This window comes from Phyllobacterium sp. UNC302MFCol5.2 (genome assembly GCF_000686005.1).
GTDB lineage: Bacteria > Pseudomonadota > Alphaproteobacteria > Rhizobiales > Rhizobiaceae > Phyllobacterium > Phyllobacterium pellucidum.
In genome coordinates, this window is record NZ_JMLL01000003.1 from 21,532 (window position 1) to 40,415 (window position 18,884).

The 18,884-nt window shown below is 56.9% G+C and carries 16 protein-coding genes and 1 pseudogene; 10 read left to right on the forward strand and 7 right to left on the reverse strand.

What is annotated here, in order from left to right; all coding sequences use genetic code 11:
• Positions 1-11: 11 nt before the first annotated feature.
• Positions 12-1,253, reverse strand: a complete 1,242-nt coding sequence (gene argJ, locus BR48_RS0101290) for a bifunctional glutamate N-acetyltransferase/amino-acid acetyltransferase ArgJ (protein ID WP_027229674.1) — start codon at positions 1,251-1,253, stop codon at positions 12-14.
• 77 nt (positions 1,254-1,330) lie between these two features.
• Positions 1,331-2,182, reverse strand: coding sequence for a peptidylprolyl isomerase (locus BR48_RS23445; RefSeq protein ID WP_228019360.1), 852 nt, complete (start codon positions 2,180-2,182; stop codon positions 1,331-1,333).
• A gap of 338 nt (positions 2,183-2,520) precedes the next feature.
• On the opposite strand from BR48_RS23445, the gene secA reads away from it, so the two are divergent.
• The 3 genes from secA (at position 2,521) to BR48_RS0101310 (ending at position 8,104) form a co-directional block, all read left to right on the forward strand.
• Complete coding sequence (gene secA / locus BR48_RS0101300) at positions 2,521-5,247, forward strand: preprotein translocase subunit SecA (protein ID WP_027229675.1); 2,727 nt, start codon at positions 2,521-2,523, stop codon at positions 5,245-5,247.
• A gap of 149 nt (positions 5,248-5,396) precedes the next feature.
• Positions 5,397-6,818, forward strand: a complete 1,422-nt coding sequence (locus BR48_RS23450; RefSeq protein WP_036813046.1) for a lipopolysaccharide biosynthesis protein — start codon at positions 5,397-5,399, stop codon at positions 6,816-6,818.
• Complete coding sequence (locus BR48_RS0101310) at positions 6,818-8,104, forward strand: GNAT family N-acetyltransferase (protein WP_027229676.1); 1,287 nt, start codon at positions 6,818-6,820, stop codon at positions 8,102-8,104. Before BR48_RS23450 ends, BR48_RS0101310 begins: the two co-directional genes overlap by 1 nt.
• A gap of 3 nt (positions 8,105-8,107) precedes the next feature.
• On the opposite strand, the gene BR48_RS0101315 is transcribed toward BR48_RS0101310, so the two are convergent.
• Positions 8,108-8,785, reverse strand: coding sequence for a DJ-1/PfpI family protein (locus tag BR48_RS0101315; protein WP_027229677.1), 678 nt, complete (start codon positions 8,783-8,785; stop codon positions 8,108-8,110).
• A gap of 74 nt (positions 8,786-8,859) precedes the next feature.
• On the opposite strand from BR48_RS0101315, the gene BR48_RS0101320 reads away from it, so the two are divergent.
• The 4 genes and pseudogenes from BR48_RS0101320 to BR48_RS26055 all read left to right on the forward strand — a co-directional run bounded on the left by BR48_RS0101320 (position 8,860) and on the right by BR48_RS26055 (position 11,462).
• Positions 8,860-9,816, forward strand: coding sequence for a GlxA family transcriptional regulator (locus BR48_RS0101320; protein WP_081815717.1), 957 nt, complete (start codon positions 8,860-8,862; stop codon positions 9,814-9,816).
• 84 nt (positions 9,817-9,900) lie between these two features.
• On the forward strand, positions 9,901-10,713 hold the full coding sequence (locus BR48_RS0101325; protein WP_027229679.1) for a hypothetical protein: 813 nt from the start codon (positions 9,901-9,903) through the stop codon (positions 10,711-10,713).
• 97 nt (positions 10,714-10,810) lie between these two features.
• A pseudogene (locus BR48_RS23455) lies at positions 10,811-11,284 on the forward strand (transporter); the annotation flags it as partial.
• A gap of 19 nt (positions 11,285-11,303) precedes the next feature.
• On the forward strand, positions 11,304-11,462 hold the full coding sequence (locus tag BR48_RS26055) for a hypothetical protein (RefSeq protein WP_155810780.1): 159 nt from the start codon (positions 11,304-11,306) through the stop codon (positions 11,460-11,462).
• Between the two features lie 237 nt (positions 11,463-11,699).
• Here BR48_RS26055 and BR48_RS0101335 read toward each other — a convergent pair whose 3' ends face one another.
• The gene (locus tag BR48_RS0101335; RefSeq protein ID WP_027229680.1) at positions 11,700-13,931 is read right to left on the reverse strand and encodes a heavy metal translocating P-type ATPase; all 2,232 of its coding nucleotides are present in this window, start codon (positions 13,929-13,931) and stop codon (positions 11,700-11,702) included.
• 67 nt (positions 13,932-13,998) lie between these two features.
• On the opposite strand from BR48_RS0101335, the gene BR48_RS25660 reads away from it, so the two are divergent.
• Positions 13,999-14,424, forward strand: coding sequence for a helix-turn-helix domain-containing protein (locus BR48_RS25660; RefSeq protein WP_081815718.1), 426 nt, complete (start codon positions 13,999-14,001; stop codon positions 14,422-14,424).
• Positions 14,425-14,436: 12 nt separating this feature from the next.
• Positions 14,437-14,856 (forward strand): YkvA family protein, encoded by a 420-nt coding sequence (locus BR48_RS25665; RefSeq protein WP_081815719.1) that lies wholly within the window; start codon positions 14,437-14,439, stop codon positions 14,854-14,856.
• Between the two features lie 166 nt (positions 14,857-15,022).
• Here BR48_RS25665 and BR48_RS0101355 read toward each other — a convergent pair whose 3' ends face one another.
• Positions 15,023-15,493 (reverse strand): BA14K family protein, encoded by a 471-nt coding sequence (locus BR48_RS0101355; protein ID WP_027229681.1) that lies wholly within the window; start codon positions 15,491-15,493, stop codon positions 15,023-15,025.
• 917 nt (positions 15,494-16,410) lie between these two features.
• Here BR48_RS0101355 and BR48_RS0101365 point away from each other — a divergent pair.
• Positions 16,411-16,881: a hypothetical protein gene (locus tag BR48_RS0101365; RefSeq protein WP_027229683.1), complete on the forward strand. Its 471-nt coding sequence runs from the start codon at positions 16,411-16,413 to the stop codon at positions 16,879-16,881.
• Between the two features lie 32 nt (positions 16,882-16,913).
• Here the strand turns inward: BR48_RS0101365 and BR48_RS25345 are convergent, their stop codons facing one another.
• Complete coding sequence (locus tag BR48_RS25345) at positions 16,914-17,342, reverse strand: hypothetical protein (RefSeq protein WP_155810781.1); 429 nt, start codon at positions 17,340-17,342, stop codon at positions 16,914-16,916.
• 171 nt (positions 17,343-17,513) lie between these two features.
• A complete protein-coding gene (locus tag BR48_RS0101375; protein WP_155810782.1) occupies positions 17,514-18,488 on the reverse strand; it encodes a hypothetical protein in 975 nt (324 codons plus the stop codon).
• Between the last annotated feature and the right edge of the window lie 396 nt (positions 18,489-18,884).

Here is an 18,884-nt window from a genome sequence, read left to right on the forward strand (position 1 = left end):
AGCAAGCCCGCCTAGCTGCGATAATCGCCGTTGATGGCGACATATTCCTTCGTCAGGTCGCAGGTCCAAACAGTTGCCTTGCCCTTGCCGAGGCCTATATCGACTCGGATTTTGACATCCTCATTCTTCATGTAATCAGAGGTTGCGTCTTCAGAATAGTCCGGATCGCGTTCACCGTCGCGGGCAACGCGAATGTCGCCGAACCAGATGGCAAGGCGGTCGCGGTCGGCCGGTTCGCCTGCCTTGCCTACGGCCATGACAATACGGCCCCAATTGGCGTCCTCGCCTGCGGCAGCGGTCTTGACGAGAGGCGAATTGGCGATCGACAGAGCAATGCGCTTGGCCGAACCGTCGGACTTTGCGCCGGTCACGTTGATCTCAAGCATCTTGCGTGCACCCTCGCCGTCGCGAACGACCTGCAGGGCGAGGTTTTTGAGGATCCGGTCGAGCGCCTTCTTGAAATCTTTCAGCCGCTTGTCTTTGACCTTGGTGACAAGCTCGGCGCCGCGTTCGGCTGCCGAGCCCGTTGCAAACAGCAGAAGCGTATCGGAGGTGGATGTATCGCTGTCGACGGTAACGGAATTGAAGCTTTTGCCTACGGATTTCGACAGGAGCTTCTGCAGCACATCCGACTCGATCGGGGCATCGGTCGCAACGAACGACAACATGGTCGCCATGTCAGGCGCGATCATCCCGGCGCCCTTGGCGATGCCGTTGATGGTGACCGGTACGCCGCCAAGCAGGACCGTTTCCGTCGCGACCTTGGGGAATGTGTCGGTCGTCATGATTGCGCTTGCGGCTTCCTGCCAGAAGCCGGGCACGGCCTTCTTCGTCATATCAGCAAGGAGATGGCTGAACTTGCCGGCGTCCAGAGGCTCGCCGATGACGCCCGTAGACGCGAGAAACACTTCCCCGGTTTTGCAGCCCACGGCCTTTGCTGCTGCTGCTGCGGTCAGTTTGGTCGATTCGCGGCCTTTCTTGCCGGTAAAGGCGTTGGCATTGCCCGAATTGACGACAACCGCACGCGCTTTCCCGCTTTCGAGGCTGTCGCGGCAGAAATCGACCGCAGCGGAGGGACATTTAGACCTGGTGAAAACGCCGGCGACCGCTGCCGGCTTGTCAAAGACGATCATGAGGACGTCGGTACGGCCCTTGTACTTTATTCCGGCCTCGGCAGTGGCGATCCTGACCCCATGGATATCCGGCATGGCAGGATAGTGTTTCGGTGCCAGCGGCGAGACAGACGTAGACATTGGGCGACCTCGAAAAGCGCTTTTGACAAGGTGGGAGAGCATAGGGACCCGTCGCATGAACGCCGGGTCCCTATCAATTACTGTTGCTGCTGCGCTTCCATGGCGGCCTTCATGGCCTTTTCGGTTTCAGGATCGCCATATTCGATCTTCAAGTCGCCGCGGTCCTTCTTTACGAGGTCAAGGTAACGCTCGCGAATGAGGATCGACTTTACCTGCTCCTTGACCTGGTCGAATGCCGGCGGCTGCTGCACGCGCTTGTCTTCGAGCTTGATCACGTGGAAGCCGAACTGGGTCTGCACCGGCACCTTGGTATACTTGCCGATTTCGAGCTCGTTGGCTGCCTTTTCGAATTCCGGTACCATCTGGCCCGGTCCGAAATAGCCGAGATCGCCTCCCTGGGCCGCCGAACCATCGGTCGACTTGGCCTTGGCAACGTCCTCGAACGATGCGCCGCCATCGAGTTCCTTGATGATGGCCTCGGCTTCTTCCTTGGTCTTCACCAGAATGTGGCGCGCGCGCACCTCATTCTGCGGCGGCATGGCAGCTATTTCCTTGTCGTAGCGAGCGCGGATGTCGGCATCGGTGATCTTGTCGACGACCTGCTGCTTAAAATAGTCGTTGTGAAGCGCGCGATCCTTGAGGAATTCAAGGCGTGCCTGGAATTCCGGTGTCTGGTCGAGCTTCTCGGACTCCGCCTTTGCCGCCAGCGACTTGATGTCGATGATTGCGGCAAGAGCGGCCAAACGCCGCTGCTCTTCCGGCAGGCGCGAAAACTGCGGATCAAGATCGGCGGCAATCTGGTCTACGTCCTTCACGGTAACTTTCTCACCGTTGACGGTTGCAAGAACCTTGTTCGGATCGACTTTCGCGGGCTCTGCCTGGGTCGCATCGGGCTTCGGAGCTTCTGTTTTTCCTGCGTCCTGAGCCATGGCCAGAGTGGAAACACCGGTCAAAAGCAAAGCAGCAGTCATCAATGAAAGGGTTTTACGTATATGCGTCATGGTCAATTTCTCCTCGGAAGGACCGGTACGTGCTAGGAATGCGGCAGAATTTTGCTATGGCGAAGCGATCAATCGCTTGCTGCTTCAACATTGACATAATTCGGGACCCCTCTTATCTGTCCATCGGCTTTGCGTCCAGATAGCTTGGCAACCATACGCTTATAGATTTGGCTTGGTGTCCGTATTGTAACAGGCATGCTTCATGCGGGCGGCGGGCGCCATTAAATGCCGGGTTTCCTGGCAAAACGGATTAGAGAGGACCAGGGATGGTCAGTTTCGGCGGCCTTGCCCGCAAGATTTTCGGCTCCTCGAACGAGCGCCGTGTCAGAGGCTTCAAACCTCGCGTTGAGGAAATCAATGCGCTTGAAGCGGAAATGTCATCACTTACCGACGAGCAACTGAAGGCGAAGACCGCGGAATTCCGCGCGAAGCTCGCCGAGGGCACCAAGCTCGACGACCTGCTGGTACCGGCATTCGCGGTCGCACGCGAGGCGGCCAAGCGTGTCCTCGGCATGCGCCCCTTCGACGTGCAGTTGATTGGCGGCATGGTGCTACACCATGGCGGCATTGCGGAAATGCGCACCGGCGAAGGCAAGACGCTGGTTGCAACGCTGCCCGTCTACCTGAACGCCCTCGAAGGCAAGGGCGTTCACGTCGTGACTGTGAACGATTACCTTGCAACGCGTGACGCGCACTGGATGGGCCAGGTCTACAATTTCCTCGGCCTGACCTACGGCATCATCGTTCATGGTCTCGACGACGAGGAACGCGCAGCGGCCTATAATTCCGATATCACCTACGCCACGAATAATGAACTCGGCTTCGATTATCTGCGCGACAACATGAAGTATGAGCGCGCGCAGATGGTGCAGCGGCCCCACAACTACGCGATCGTCGACGAAGTGGATTCGATCCTCGTCGATGAGGCGCGCACGCCGCTCATCATTTCCGGTCCGCTCGACGACCGCTCCGACTTCTACAATCTGATCGACACGTTCATCCTGCCGTTGAAACCGGAAGACTACGAAGTCGACGAAAAGCAGAAGACCGCGATCTTCACCGAAGAAGGCACCGAGAAGCTCGAAAATCTGCTGCGCGATGCCGGCCACCTCAAGGGCGAAGGCCTTTACGACATCGAGAACGTTGCGGTGGTGCACCACGTCAACAATGCGTTGCGCGCCCACAAGCTGTTCCAGAAAGACAAGGACTACATCGTCCGCGGCGACGAAATCGTCATCATTGACGAGTTCACCGGCCGCATGATGCCGGGCCGCCGTTTCTCGGAAGGCCTGCACCAGGCACTCGAAGCCAAGGAACATGTGACGATCCAGCCCGAAAACCAGACGCTGGCATCCATCACCTTCCAGAACTACTTCCGCATGTACAAGAAGCTAGCAGGGATGACCGGTACCGCTTCGACGGAAGCCGAAGAGTTTGCCAATATTTACGGCCTCGAAGTCACCGAAATTCCGACCAATCTTCCCGTCCAGCGCAAGGATGAGGACGACGAGGTCTACCGGACCGTCGAGGAGAAATACAAGGCTATCATCCGTGACATCCGCGAAGCGACAGGCAAGGGCCAGCCGGTCCTCGTCGGAACGACGTCGATCGAGAAGTCCGAACTGCTTGCCGAACGCCTGCGCAAGGAAGGCTTCAAGGACTTCCAGGTCCTGAACGCCCGTTACCATGAGCAGGAAGCATTCATCGTCGCGCAGGCGGGCGTCCCGGGTGCGCTGACCATCGCCACGAACATGGCCGGTCGCGGTACTGATATCCAGCTCGGCGGCAATCTCGACATGCGGATCAAGGCCGAACTGGACGATATGCCGGCAGGCGACGAGCGCAGCGCCAAGGAAGCCGCAATCCGCGCCGATATTGCGCGGCTGAAGGAAAAGGCACTTGCCGCCGGCGGTCTCTACGTTCTTGCTACCGAGCGCCATGAAAGCCGCCGCATCGACAACCAGCTGCGTGGCCGATCCGGCCGTCAGGGCGACCCCGGCCGCTCGAAGTTCTTCCTGTCGCTGCAGGACGACCTCATGCGCATTTTCGGTTCCGAGCGCATGGACGGCATGCTGCAGAAGCTCGGCCTCAAGGAGGACGAAGCCATCGTCCACCCCTGGATCAACAAGGCGCTCGAAAAGGCGCAGAAGAAGGTCGAGGCGCGCAACTTCGACATCCGCAAGAACCTTCTAAAATACGACGACGTGATGAATGATCAGCGCAAGGTGATCTTCGAACAGCGCATCGAATTGATGGATGGCACCGATCTCAGCCAGACCACCAGGGAAATGCGCGAGGACGTCATCGACGACCTTCTCGCCCGTCATACGCCGGAAGGCGCCTATGCCGAGCAGTGGAACATCAAGCAGCTCGATGAGGACGTCCGTAACATCCTCAATCTCGACCTGCCCGTCACCGAATGGGCGCTCGAGGACGGCATTACGCCGGACGACATTCGCGAGCGCCTGACAGAGGCGGTCGAAAAGGCGGCAGCAGATCGCGCCGAGCGTTTCGGCCCCGAGATCATGGCCTATGTCGAGAAGTCGGTAATCCTCCAGTCGCTCGATGCGCTTTGGCGCGAGCATCTGGTCAATCTCGACCATTTGCGTTCGGTCGTCGGCTTCCGCGGCTATGCGCAGCGCGATCCCCTCAACGAGTACAAGACCGAAGGCTTCGAGCTCTTCCAGACGATGCTCGTCAACTTGCGCCAGAACGTGACCTCGCAACTGATGCGTGTCGAACTCGTGCGCGAAGCCGCAGCCGCCCCTGAACCGGCGCTCCCGGTTATGGAAGGCCATCACATCGACGGCTTCACCGGCGAAGATGATTTTGGCGAAGGCAGCGTCCTCGCGGTGCAGGAAGATCTTCGGGTGGTAGACCCCGCCGACCGCGATCCTAAAAATCCGAAGACCTGGGGCAAGGTCGGCCGCAACGAGGCCTGCCCTTGCGGTTCCGGCAAGAAGTACAAGCATTGCCACGGCGCCTTCGTCTGAAGTCGCCCGATCAATGACTTATGAAAAGGGCCGCGCTCACCACGCGGCCTTTTTTCTCCTGTGAGCGCACACCTTCGGGGCGTTGACATTCCGAACCGTTTCTAAACGTTTACGGACTAATACCCAGGGTTGAACAAGTGGAGCGGCCTTTGCGAATTTCTGCGGTACGAACTGCAGACCTTCTATTGCCAAAACGACTGTCGGAGCAGCTTAATCCATGGCTTTTACGCCTCGACCAGCTGTTCGACGGATCGAACCAGCATGCCGTTGCGCAGCGGGTCTCGCTCATTGCTTTTTCCGTTCGCATTTTCAGCGCCATGATCGCGCTGATTTCGCAGGTGATCTTCGCGCGCTGGATGGGCCAGTTCGAATACGGCATCTTCGTGCTCGTCTGGGTGACGGTGGTCATCCTTGGAAACCTTTCCTGCCTCGGCTTCCAGACCACCGTCATCCGCTTTGTCCCGGAATATCTAGAGCGCGGCCAGCTGAACCATCTGCGCGGCATTCTATTCACCAGCAAGACGTTTGCCGTCGGCCTTACCACCCTGGTTGCGGTTATCGGCGCGGCCGGCGTCTATATCTTCCGAGACAGGCTCGAATCCTACTACGTCGCGCCGTTCATCGCGGGGTTTATCTGCCTGCCGATGATTGCACTTGGCGACACACTCGACGGCACGGCGCGCTCGCGCTCCTGGGCGCTTGTCGCCCTCACGCCGACCTATATCGTCCGCCCCATCCTCACCCTTATCGTCATGAGCATCGGCCATGTGACGGGTTTTGCCCCGACCGCGATGACCGCCATCATCTCGGCGATCATCGCCACCTATGCGACGAGCCTGTTCCAGTTCCTCGTCGTCCGGCACCGGTTCAAGGCGGTGGTGGAACCTGGCCCAAGAACCATAGAGTTCGGCCACTGGTTTGCGGTATCCCTGCCGATTTTCCTCGTCGAAGGCTTCTTCTTCCTGCTGACCAATGCCGATGTCCTGATGGTCGGCCGCTTCCTCGATCCCGAGAAAGTCGCAACCTACTTCGCCACGGTGAAACTTCTGGCGCTCGTGCATTTCGTCTATTTCTCGGTAAAGGCCGGGGCGGCGCAACGCTATTCCGAGCTGATGCAGAGCCACAACCAGGCGGAGCTCGGGCAATTCGCCCGCGATACGGCGCGCTGGACTTTCTGGCCGTCCCTCGTCATGGCGATGCTGCTGCTCGTTGCCGGCAAGCCGCTTCTTTACCTTTTCGGCGCGCAGTTCACCGATGGTTATCCGTTGCTTTTCATCATGGTGATCGGCGTCGTAGCCCGTGCATCGGTCGGCCCGGCGGAGAGCCTTCTCAATATGGCCGGCAGACAGAACATCTGCGCGACGGTCTACGCAGTTACGCTTGTCGTAAACATCTGTCTCAGCATACTTTTGATCCCGATCTATGGCCTGGCGGGCGCCGCCTGCGCCACCGCATTCTCAATGGTGTTTGAAGCGGCGACCCTGTCACTGACCGTCTATTATCGCCTGGGCATAACAATGTTTGTTTTTGCCGGCAGGTCTGAAGCCAAGCCCGCCAAGGAAGAAATCTGATGGCAGCCACACCCCTTCTCGAAGAATTGGCCGCTGGCCCGTCCGCACAGATCATTGCGCAGCTTTCCGGCTTCGACAATCCGGGGGATGCGGCAAAGCAGATCGAGGAATCGCTCGGCAATCGAGGCGTGCCGCGTAAGCTCTCGGTCTATTCGGCGTCCGCCGGCTTCGAACTTCTCGAAGAACTCGACTACCTGACCTACCGCACCGTCGAGCCGAATATCTTCTTCAATCCGCGCTTCCTTGCCCCGGCCATGCCTCGCCTTGACGACAGGCAGGTGCGCCTGATGGTCGTGCGCGACGAAAACGACGCGAAGAGCCGGCTGCGCTTCGTCATGCCCTATACGATCGAAAGGCCTGGCTTTGCCCTTTCGGCCTCGATCATCCGTGGCTGGGCGACTTCGTTTGGCCCGCAGGGAACGCCATTGATCGACCGCGATGACCCGATCGGCGTGCTCAATGATTTCTTCGACATGATCGGCCGCAAGCATTTGAAGCTGCCGCAGATCCTGGTCTTGCCCGACATGCTGCTCAACCGGCCGGTGGCGCAGTTGATCCGCTCGGTTGCCATGGACCGCGACCTTACGATCGAAACCGTCAACCAGGTCGAGCGGCCCTTTATCGAAAGCAAGCTCGACGGCGACGATTATCTGCGCGAAGCCATCGGCACCCGCCACGCCAAGGAGTACCGGCGCCTGTGGCGCCGCCTCGCCGAAAAGGGCAAGCTGACCTACACTGTCAGCCGCAGCGAAGAAGACATTCGCCTCAAGCTCGAAGAGTTTCTGGCCCTTGAAGCGAGCGGCTGGAAGGGCCAGCGCGGCTCGGCGATGGCCGTCGATCGTTTCCGCGCCGCCTTTGCCCGGGAAGCTGTCAACAACCTTGCCGGACGCGATCTGGCGCGCATCCACGCGCTTGAACTCGACGGCAAGACCATCGCCGTTCTCGTCGTTTTTGTCGAAGCCGGCGAAGCCTGGACCTGGAAAACCGCATACGATGAAAGCCTCGGCGCCTATTCGCCAGGGGTGCTCCTGATGATCGAGATGCTGAAGAACCACCTCGACGATCCGAACATCGACCGGACCGACTCTTGCGCCATCCCCGACCACCCCGTCGCCTCTCGCCTCTTTCGCGAGCGCGAATTGATCGGGACGCTGGTGATCGGACTGACGCCCGGAGCCGACCGCGCCGCCCGCCAGGCGGCGTCGCAACTGCACCTCTACCGACGCACCCAGAACCTCGCTCGCGCCCTGCGCGAGCGGATACGGGATTTCACCCGGCGGAAGTAGTTCTTAGTTACGCTTCTCCCACTCGGCGACAATCGCCTCGCGAGCGGCAATGGACGGAGCGATGCGCTCCCTCGCCAAGGCCAGGAGCTGCGGCGAAGCCTGCCGGGGGGTGCCTGAGGAAAATGGCGGATGCGGATCATATTCGAGCGAAAGCTGGACGCGTTCTGCCTCCTGCTGCCCCATGAGTTCTGCGACGACCGCCAACCCGAAATCGATCCCTGCGGTTACTCCGCCGGCGGTGATGAGATTTCCATCCTTGACGATGCGGGCCTCGACATGGGTCGCGCCGAAACGGGCGAGATAATCGACTGCATTCCAATGCGTTGTCGCCCGCTTCCCCTTTAGCAGTCCTGCAGCGCCGAGGACGAGTGCCCCCGTACAGACCGAGGTCACGTAACGCGTGCCAGCAGCTTGTTCGCGCACAAATTGCAGCACGTCTTCATCCAGGAGTAACGCGTTGACGCCGGCCCCGCCCGGTATGCAGATCACATCGAGCTGAGGGCAATCGGCGAGCGTATGTGTCGGCGTCAGCATGAGGCCAGTTGCCGAGCGAACCGGGGCAAGATCCTTCCAGACGAGCTGCATCTGCGCACCCGTGGCAGAGGCGAACATTTCATATGGACCGGTAAGATCGAGTTGCTGGACATTTGGAAAAACAAGAAAGCCAAAGCGAAAAGACATAGGCGAACTCCTTATTGACTTCTGGCAGTTTACGACATCAGACTTTGGCAAGTTTGCCAAAGGCCCCACATTTCATGCCAAGCGCGCGCAATATCGAAATATTGGCTTTTGCCGACGCTCAGGTGCTGGACATATCCGGTCCGCTCCAGGTTTTTTCGAGCGCAAACGACTTCGCCGCCGCCCGCAGCGCCCCGGCGCCCTACAGGCTGACCATCGTCGGAATGTCGTCACAAATACGCACAAGCTCAGGGTTGGTGCTGGCGGCCGAGCCCTTACCCGAACATTGCCGCCACCTCGACACATTGGTGATCCCCGGCGGCTGGGGCGTCAACGCCGCTTGCGAAGACCCCGAGCTTGTCGAATGGGTCGGACAGAGTTCCGCGCAAGCGCGCCGCACGGTCTCGGTTTGTAGCGGCGCCTTTCTCCTCGCCACGACGGGCGTTCTCAATGGCCGGAGAGCCGTCACCCATTGGCAGCGTTGCGCCGAATTTTCGCAACGCTTTCCTGATGTCAGGCTCGAACCCGATCCGATTTTCATCAGGGATGGAGCCATCTGGACATCCGCTGGGGTAACGGCCGGAATAGACCTTGCCCTCGCGCTCGTCGAGGCTGATCTGGGACGTGAGGCAGCACTCGCCGTTGCCCGCCAACTGGTGGTATTTTTCAAGCGCCCCGGCGGTCAGTCGCAATTCAGCGCGACACTTGCCCTGCAGGAGAGCGCCACGCGCTTCGATCGCCTGCACGCCTGGATCCTCGACAATTTGCGCTCTGACCTTTCGCTCATCCGGCTGGCGGAGCAAGCCAACATGAGTGCCCGCAGCTTTTGTCGCCACTACCTGAGCGAGACCGGACTGACGCCGGCGCGCGGGGTCGAACAAATCAGGTTCGAAACGGCGCGTCGCATGCTGGAACAGGGCAACTCCGTCGGGCGTGTGGCCGCGCATTGCGGCTTTGGCTCGGACGAAACGATGCGCCGCTGCTTCCTTCGCTATGTCGGCATCACGCCACAAGCCTATCGCGAACGTTTTTGAACCTTATTGGCAAATCCATTGGCCTTGCCTAATGTAACCTCTGATTTGTATTTCTATTAACGTATTGCATTTGGGGGTTGTAATATGAAACCAGTATTTACGCAGGGCCTGATCCTCGCGCTCCTTCTGACAACAACTGTGTTGGGCGCACAGGCGCAGGAATCGACCGCCGATCTCGCCAAGAAACTCTCCAATCCGGTGGCCGCGATGATCAGCGTGCCGTTTCAGGCCAATTACGACGGCGGCTATGGGCCTGAAGACGGCAGCAAGTATACGATCAACATCCAGCCGGTCATTCCTTTCACCCTCAACGAGGATTGGAACGTAATTTCGCGCACCATCCTGCCTGTTGTCTGGCAGGACGACATTGCCGGGCCTTCGGGCCATCAATTCGGCCTTGGCGACACCACGCAGAGCTTTTTCTTTTCACCAAAGAAGCCGGGTCTTGGCGGCGTTATCTGGGGCGTTGGACCAGCCTTCCTCTTGCCAACCGCGACCGATGATCTCCTCGGCGGCGAGAAATGGGGTGCGGGTCCGACGGGGGTCGTGCTCAAGCAGGAGGGCCCCTGGACCTTCGGCGCGCTCGCCAACCACATCTGGTCATTTGCCGGCGATGACGACCGCAGTGACGTTAACGCGACTTTCCTGCAACCCTTCCTGTCCTATACGACCCCCGATGCCTGGACATTCGGCATCAACACCGAGTCGACCTACAATTGGGATGAAGATCAGTGGTCGGTACCGATCAACCTGACGGTCGCCAAGCTGGTCAAGTTCGACAAGCAGCCGGTAAGCTTCACGGCCGGCGTGCGCTATTGGGCCGAAAGCCCGGAGAATGGCCCCGATGGCTGGGGGGCACGCTTTGTCGTCACTTTCCTGTTTCCAAAAGGGAAATAGACGGGCTGGCTAATACAGACCACGTCGATCACGGTTGCACTCATTGCATGCAGGCCAATTTGATCTGAAAGATATTATTTGAGCTGGAGATGTTTTGATGACGTCGCCGCGGCCAACGGATGACGGCATTATCCGGGGCGCGGGCCCGATTTTCCTTTTACCCACGGCAACGAACGACCTTCTCGGCGGTGAAAAATGGGGGGCCGGCCCAACAGTCGTGCTGAAACAGTCTCAGTCCTGGACGTACGGCCTGCTTGCCAACCACCTCTGGTCATTGGCCGGTGACAGGGACCGAACCGATATCAGCACGAGCTTTGTCCAGCCGTTCATCGACTATACGACCAAGGATGCATGGACATTTGAACTTGGCTCGGAGTCGAACTATGATTGGCAGAGCAGCGAGTGGTCCATCCCGATCAACTTCGATGTCTCCAAACTGGTGAAGATCGGCGACCAGCCGGTGAGCATCGGCAGCGGGGTCCGCTATTGGGCCGCCAGCCCGAAAGATTGGCCTGAAGGTTGGGGTGCACGCTTTGTGGTTACGTTCCTGTTACAAAGTAAGTCCACATAAATTGCAGGAGACCTGAGACATGATCCGTTTGACGATGCTCCTTGCACTCACACTTATCGGCCTTTCGGGTTGCACGTCGAGCGGCAATGTAAGCCCCCTCAGATTTTGCGACAGGCCGACGGACATCAATGCCCGGGTCTTCACGAACTGCACGCCGAGAGTAGACGACAGGGTGTGACCTGCCGCATGGCTGGGGCTCCCGGTCGGGCATGCCAGAACCGGTGACGCACGCAATTTCCAGATTGTTCGGGTGGTGCATCGGTGCCCCCTGCCGGTCCATCTTGGGCAAAATCGAACCCTATCAAGAGCTGCAAATCGATCAACAACATCAACACCTTGCAGGAAACTCGTCCAATAGGTCTGCGCGTTTGAACAGTACTTCGTACTATGTGAAATCAGTACCCCGCTTCCAATTTTATTTTGCCCCCCGCCAACCCAACAACCTCATTGCATTCGCTGTCACAATGACGGTCGCACCCGTGTCGGCAAGGATAGCGGGCCACAGCCCGGTGATGCCGACAATCGTGGTGACGAGGAACACTGCCTTCAGCCCCAGCGCGACGGTGATGTTCTGATGGATGTTGCCCATGACCTGCCTCGATAGATCGATCATGTTCCACACATCAATGACGCGACCGTGCAATATGGCCGCATCTGCTGTCTCCAGTGCAACGTCGGTACCGCCGCCCATTGCAATTCCAACATCGGCTGCCGCAAGCGCAGGTGCGTCGTTGATGCCATCGCCAACTTTGGCAACGATAAGCCCCTCACGTTTCATTTCGCCCACAATGCGTTGCTTGTCTTGAGGCATGAGTTCGGCCTTGGCTTCAATGCCCAATTCATCGGCAATTGCCTCTGCGGTCCTTCGGTTGTCGCCGGTCAACATGACGGTCTTGATGTCGTCATTTCGGAGCATTTCCAGCCCTTGCGCGGCGTCCTGACGGGGCTCATCCCGCATCGCAATAAATCCCGCTACTTCGCCAGCGACGATCAGGATGGATACTGTCTTGCCAGCTTCATTCAATCTTTCCACCGCATGGCGCTGATCCATGGAAAGTTGAACCATGTCCGTTGCCGCACGGGCAGAGCCCAAGAAGACCCTCTGACCACCGACGTTGCCTTCGACGCCTTTTCCGGAGAGTGCTGTCGCAGCTGTTGCAGGTGGAATGGGTACATTCTCTGCGGTCGCTTTGGCGAGGATGGCGTTGGCGAGCGGGTGGCTTGACCCTGTTTCGAGGGCGGCCGCGAGGGACAATATTTGCCGTTCAGCATGTCCGAACGAGATGATGTCCGTGACGACCGGCTTGCCCTCGGTCAGCGTTCCAGTCTTGTCGAGTGCAACCGCAGTGATCTTCCCGATTGTCTCAAGGACGGCCCCTCCCTTCAGCAGAAGACCGCGTCGTGCGCCTGCCGACAGCCCTGCCGCGATTGCAGCTGGTGTGGAGATGACTAGGGCACATGGACAGCCGATCAGCAGGATTGCGAGGCCCTTGTAGACCCAATCGACCCAAGAGCCTCCCATCACCATGGGAGGGACAACAGCGACGAGGGTCGCAACGACCATAACGCTTGGCGTGTAGTAGCGCGAGAACCGATCAATGAAACGTTCCGTAGGTGCCTTACTCTCTTGGGCTTCCTCCACCAGACGCACCACGCGAGCTATCGTATTGTCAGCTGAGGTTGCTGTGACACGAATACGCAGCAAACCATCCGTATTGATGGTACCTGCGAAGACACTATCGCCAGCGGTCTTGCGCTTTGGCGTGCTTTCGCCGGTTACGGGTGCTTCATCAATCTCGCTGGTGCCTTCAGTGATGTCACCATCGGCGGGTATCCGGTCGCCTGGACGAGCAAGCACCACATCACCGATAGCCAACTTGTCGGCCGCAATGGACACGGTCTGTCCCTCGCGTTCAACCAGAGCTGTCTTCGGTACAAGGTTGGCCAACCCCTGAATGCTCGCCCGAGCCCTACCAGCCGCTACGCCCTCCAGAAGTTCCCCAACGAGGAACAGGAACACAACTGCGGCTCCTTCTTCCCCGGCTCCAATGATCACAGCTCCAACGGCTGCAACCGTCATCAGCATCTCAATGGAGAATGGAGTACCTGCAAGCGCCGCCATCAGTGCCCTACGAGCAATTGGCAGGAGACCCACGAGCATTGCGACGGCAAATGCCCACTGCGAAATATCAGGAAACAATTTGCCAAGCCCATAGGCGACCACCAGCGCCAGTCCGCTTGCGATGGTCAGGTAGGCCTTTTTGCTTCGCCACCAAGGCCCTGACGAAGGTCCATGGTCATGCCCATGCAGCCCCGATAAGCCATCTGCTTGCTCTTTTGCGTGATCATGCTTGGAGTGATCGTGGTCCGCGTGGTCATGAGAACTGTCGTCCAGCGATGCCTTCTCTCTACGAACATCGCTGCTGCCGATTGGGGCAATCTTGTAGCCCAGCCTTGCAATGCTCTTTTGAAGCTCCTGCAGGTCCGCCTTTGCTCCATGCATCACTGTCATAGTCCCAGCACTGACCGACACCGAGACATCTTCAATGTCAGAGAGCCTACGCGCAGCCGTGTCGATCTTTGACGCGCAACCAGCGCAATCCATTCCCTCTACGCGAAACCTCGTCTGCGTTGATGCCGTATCCATCTGTCAGCTCCATTGACTTCTCCACTGACCAGCCTACATCCTCTAGCGACTAGAGGAGCAAGCGCAAATGTCGGAACAAATTTCCATAGGCGAGGCTGCGAGACGCAGTGGAGTGAAGGTGCCAACGATACGCTACTACGAGCAGATTGGCTTATTACCGGCCCCTGAACGCACCGAGGGCAACCGAAGGAACTACAGGAAGGACGAGGTACAGCGACTGGCTTTCATTCGCCATTCACGCGAGCTTGGCTTCGAGATCGATGCCATCAAGACATTGCTGGTTCTGCAGGACGATCCCAATCAGCCCTGTGGTACAGCCGACCAGATAGTCATTGCCCGACTTCAGGACGTCGATCAACGTATCAATAGCCTCAATGCTCTGAAAGTCGAGTTAGAGACGATGCTTGAGCAATGCAGCCATGGTCGCGTCAAAGAATGCCGTGTGATTGAGACCCTCGCCAATCATGACCGATGCATTCATGGCCATCACTGAACAGGGCGCTTCATGCTTGCCGACGTAAATCTATGGGCAAGAAGGATCAAGCGGGACATTGTGGCTCTTTGGATTGCAGCACGAGACCCTCGAACACCTCTGCTCGCAAAGTTCGTAGCGGGAGCTGTGGCCGCGTACGCTCTTTCTCCTATCGATCTGATCCCGGACTTCATTCCAGTACTCGGATACCTCAATGATCTACTGATAGTCCCGGCGGGCATACTAATCGCTGTCGCGCTCATCCCGCCAGCACTGATGGAAGAGTTTCATGACGACGCAACTGGTCGAGAGGGACTAGCTCCATCATCTGCATTTCATAGCAGGTTCTCAATCAGTACGCCAAACAGTAGCCGGAGGACGATTTTTCAGTGCAGGATTAAAGAGATGCAGGATTTTTGGTGCCTTATGGTGCCCCCTGCCGGAGCCTCATAACTCGCCTACTGCCTTGTATTAGTTATAGAAAAATTCTCTTATTTTAGGAAATACCAACAAAAATACCAACGCGCTATTTTCTTGTGGACGGGATGATCTGATTGACAAGAAAGGCCATATAGGTTGTGGCGATGGTACAGCCCGGCAAATCGAGCTGCACATAACATCAATAGTAGGGAGAAATGCACGCCTGGCGCGGGCCATGGTACGGCTGGAATGTGTCGTCATAGGCATCGTAGGACCGATAACGGGCATAGCACCAGCGTGTATGAGCACTGCCTCCATAATAAGTTTGGCGGTAATAGCGCGGGGCGTAGTAGCGCGGACGGTAGTATGTCCGGCCGGAGTAGCCGCTATTGTAGTAGCTCGGGCCATAATAGCCCGGTTGCGTCAGCAGTCCCCCGATGATCGTGCCGACGGCGAGCCCACCGAGCGCCCAAGCCCAACCATCACCACCGTTGTGGTGGTACCCGTGGTGATAACCACCGTAGTAGCCGCCATAGTGTCGCCTGTACTGAACCAGTTGCGCCTGCGATGCTTCGATATCCGGAGCGACAATCGTGGGAAATGCTATGGCAGGCGGAATATTCGTCAACGCCGTTGCCAGCGACAAGGTAATGATTGCAAGCCTCTTCATTGGCTTCACCCTCTGTCCCCGCAGCATCTATTATAGCGCAAAAGCCACGGCATAGCACTGCTTTTTCGCGATCATCGGCGAGACATAATGGGCATGGGAGCCTCGGGGGTCGGTTTCTATTCAGTATGGGCATTGCGTGGCGGTGCAGGACAGGCGCGCTTCGACTGACAGGTCGATCCATCGACCACAACCCAATAAATACGCGTCCCCGCTCACAAGTCAGCGCTGGACAAGCGTCGCGTGCTAATGGTGGGTTGGGAAGCTGTTTTGGGACTCTGAATGAAGAAACTCTTGATGTTAGCTGCCATAGCGGTGGCGTATTGGGTTGCAACTAGATCAGACGAACCGACGTCACCAGTGGCAGCCAGCTCGCCTGAGACTTACCGGCTCGTGCACGCTATCGGAAACAGTGAGAACATCTCGGCGCGCAACCTATCAAAGGCTGACTGTGAAGCACGTAAGAAAGACCTTAAAGCGGTCGCTACATCGCTTGGAACCTACAACGAAGCAACCGGGTACGGATCGATCACGTGCCTACCTGAAGGCATGTAAAATGATATGCACGCTCGCACTCCTAGCCACTATGCCCGTGACTGCTGCTTATGCAGACGATATACCAGACCGCCATGTAGAAATCTGCTCAAAGGCTGCAAGACGGTTTGACGACGGCATGCGAAATGTGGGTCTCGTTCACATAAAGGACATTACCGTCGTTAGATACGATAACGTCGTTTACGATATGACATTTAGTACGCAGCGGCGCTTCATTTGCATGTTAGACACCCGCACAGGCGACGTATGGGTTGACGAACATCCTCAGTAATACACATCTGGTTCAGTCGGTCAGATGTTCCCCTTGTAACCACATCGAACCTCGTTACGATCGCTTCCTACGGGTGTCTGTGGGGGCGTTCACGATGAATTGGCGGTTGGGGTTTTTGCGCATCTGGATCGCGTCTTCGGTCCTTTGGTTGCTTGGTACTGGATTATTCTTTTACAACTTCGTTGTTGACCCCAAGCCCTATCTGGGAACGCATCGCTACTACGCAAATGCTAATGGGGTCCAACTTCTCGATTACAAGAATGACCTCTACTACAAGGTGCTGGAATGGGCAGACCAAGGCGTTATGGAGCGAAAGGATTTGAACGGCACCGGCTGGAGCATTGAACTCTTCGGACCGGCTTCCGACGACCAAGCAACCGTTGATGCCCGGTTGCAAACGTTGGCCGGTCATATGGAAGAAGAGTTTGCAATCCGAAGGGAACAGGATCGGTGGAAGAACTTGCAAAGCGGAATGGCTACCGCACTTGTCCCTCCCATTGTGTTCTTAATTTTCGGGTGGGGAATTGCTTGGATCGTCGGCGGATTTCGCACCCGAACGCCGTAGTATTCGCCCATCCGGTGTGAGGGCAACTTGGGTTACGGTCGGTGCATCTTGTCGGTTAAAAAGTAGATGCCATGCAGCGTAGTTATGGTGAGCGACGCGAACAAAAGCGACATACTTGTCAAAACAGCGAACTTTAGCGCAGCCCAAATCATTGCTCCGAAAAGCGTCGAAAGTAGGCTCGATCTCAAGAGCGTTATGCTTTCGATACCTGCGTTGAAGATGACTAACGCAAAACATAAAACAAACGAGATTACGACGAGGTAAGAAAAGAGGTATGAGAGAAACTGACGTCGTGTCAGCTTAGTTGGCAAATATTTTCCTTGAACCAGAATGTCGATTTCCAGATTAGGAGGTGGCATTTCAACGTCCATATCGGGACCGCCGAAAGTAGATACAGCGGCAAGGCCCGCGAAATAGAAGCCTGGCAGGGTCGACATAAGCCCCAGCAAACTAGCGAACACTCCGTCCCTTCCAAGCCAAACGGGCTCTATTGGAAGTGCGACGCATACCCCAATCATCACCAGAGCTAATAGGAGTGGCAGAAGCACAGTGTACTTACGCATCTCAGGATGGCGAATTCGTCGGTACGCCAATCCACGAGAGAGTTCGTATACGAGCTCCTTTAGCATGTTTTAGATCGTTCTCTTTTGAACAAACAGTGGAATAGCCGGAGTGATTAAGCGCGGGACGATGGTGGCAGACGACTGCGCCAAAGGCGGAAAAATATTGTCGATGTCGAATGCTTCGATATAGAGGCTGTTTAACGGCTCTCCTGTCGCTGCATTCAATTCAACTGTAACTACTCGTTTGGAATTGGCTACTCGATAAGATACCTTTGCTCGCGCGTATTCACCTGAGTTTTGATTTAGGGTCTGCTGCAGTGAATTCCAGACCTGCGCTGGCAAGTTATCGCGATTAATTGCCAATTTTAGTTCAGACTGCTCCCTTATCAGATATGGAGCGCCAGCAACCGGGGTCACGGCTTCGGCCCGAATGAGAGAAATGCCCGAAAGACGGCCGTTGTTGATATCGTCTACAAGTGATTGAGAAGGCCGCCCCCGTAATTCCACATGGGGGCAGCATCGATCCATACGAGGCTCTCCGTTTTGGTTGAGGCCACCACCAGGTGATGGGTACTTGAAGAAATCTGCGTTTTCATTGAATTCGATGTGGAGGAACTTGCTTAAAGCCCGTTGAACAAGACCTGGCGCCAGTCCTGTTACACGTTCAACGGCACACGTATAAATGTTTGGTAAGTCCGCCTCTGGGGCCAACGAAATTAGGACGTGGCAAGCATAATCCGAGCCGACGTCGCCTACTTTTTCATGGACTGTGAATTCACCGGCTACGGGATCAGAATACACACTGTTGGGGGCTAGTTTGTCAGACAATCGAAGGAGCACAACCGCATATTGCTGAGCGAGGTTTATGTTGATATCACCGATCAACATCACGGCTTCACCAGCCTGAATAGAATAGGTGCGTCCTGCCGCTCGCATCTGCTCCCAGACATCGTGGACTTGGATCATCGTTGGCTTGGTAGCGCCTTCTTTACGAGCGGCTATCTTAAGATCATAAATGTGAAAGGTTCTTTGGTCGTTTCGCATGCCCCAATCCCCGACGCACTTGCTGTGCATTTCCAACATCGTTCTAACAGTTAGTTGACTTCTGACAAGCTCGGATCGTGCCACCTTTATTTCGCTTAATGCATAAGAGCCCGCCAGCGTAAAGCCGCGGGACCTGGGCAGTGTCGATGAATGTCGCAATTGGGAGAGGTCCCGAGCTATCGCAATCGGCGATTTAATGATCGCAATGCGACTTTGAATGTGGCGTCGGGAAGATCAAAGATTTCGGCGGATATGGCAATGTACCGCCTGACCGTACACGCTGATGACGCCTGAGCGATTTAAAGAATGCCTCTCCGTCTTGCGCTGGTCTCAGATCGACCTTGCGACCGCTTTGGAACGCGACATTTTTCTCACAAAAGCTTGGGGCAACGGCTT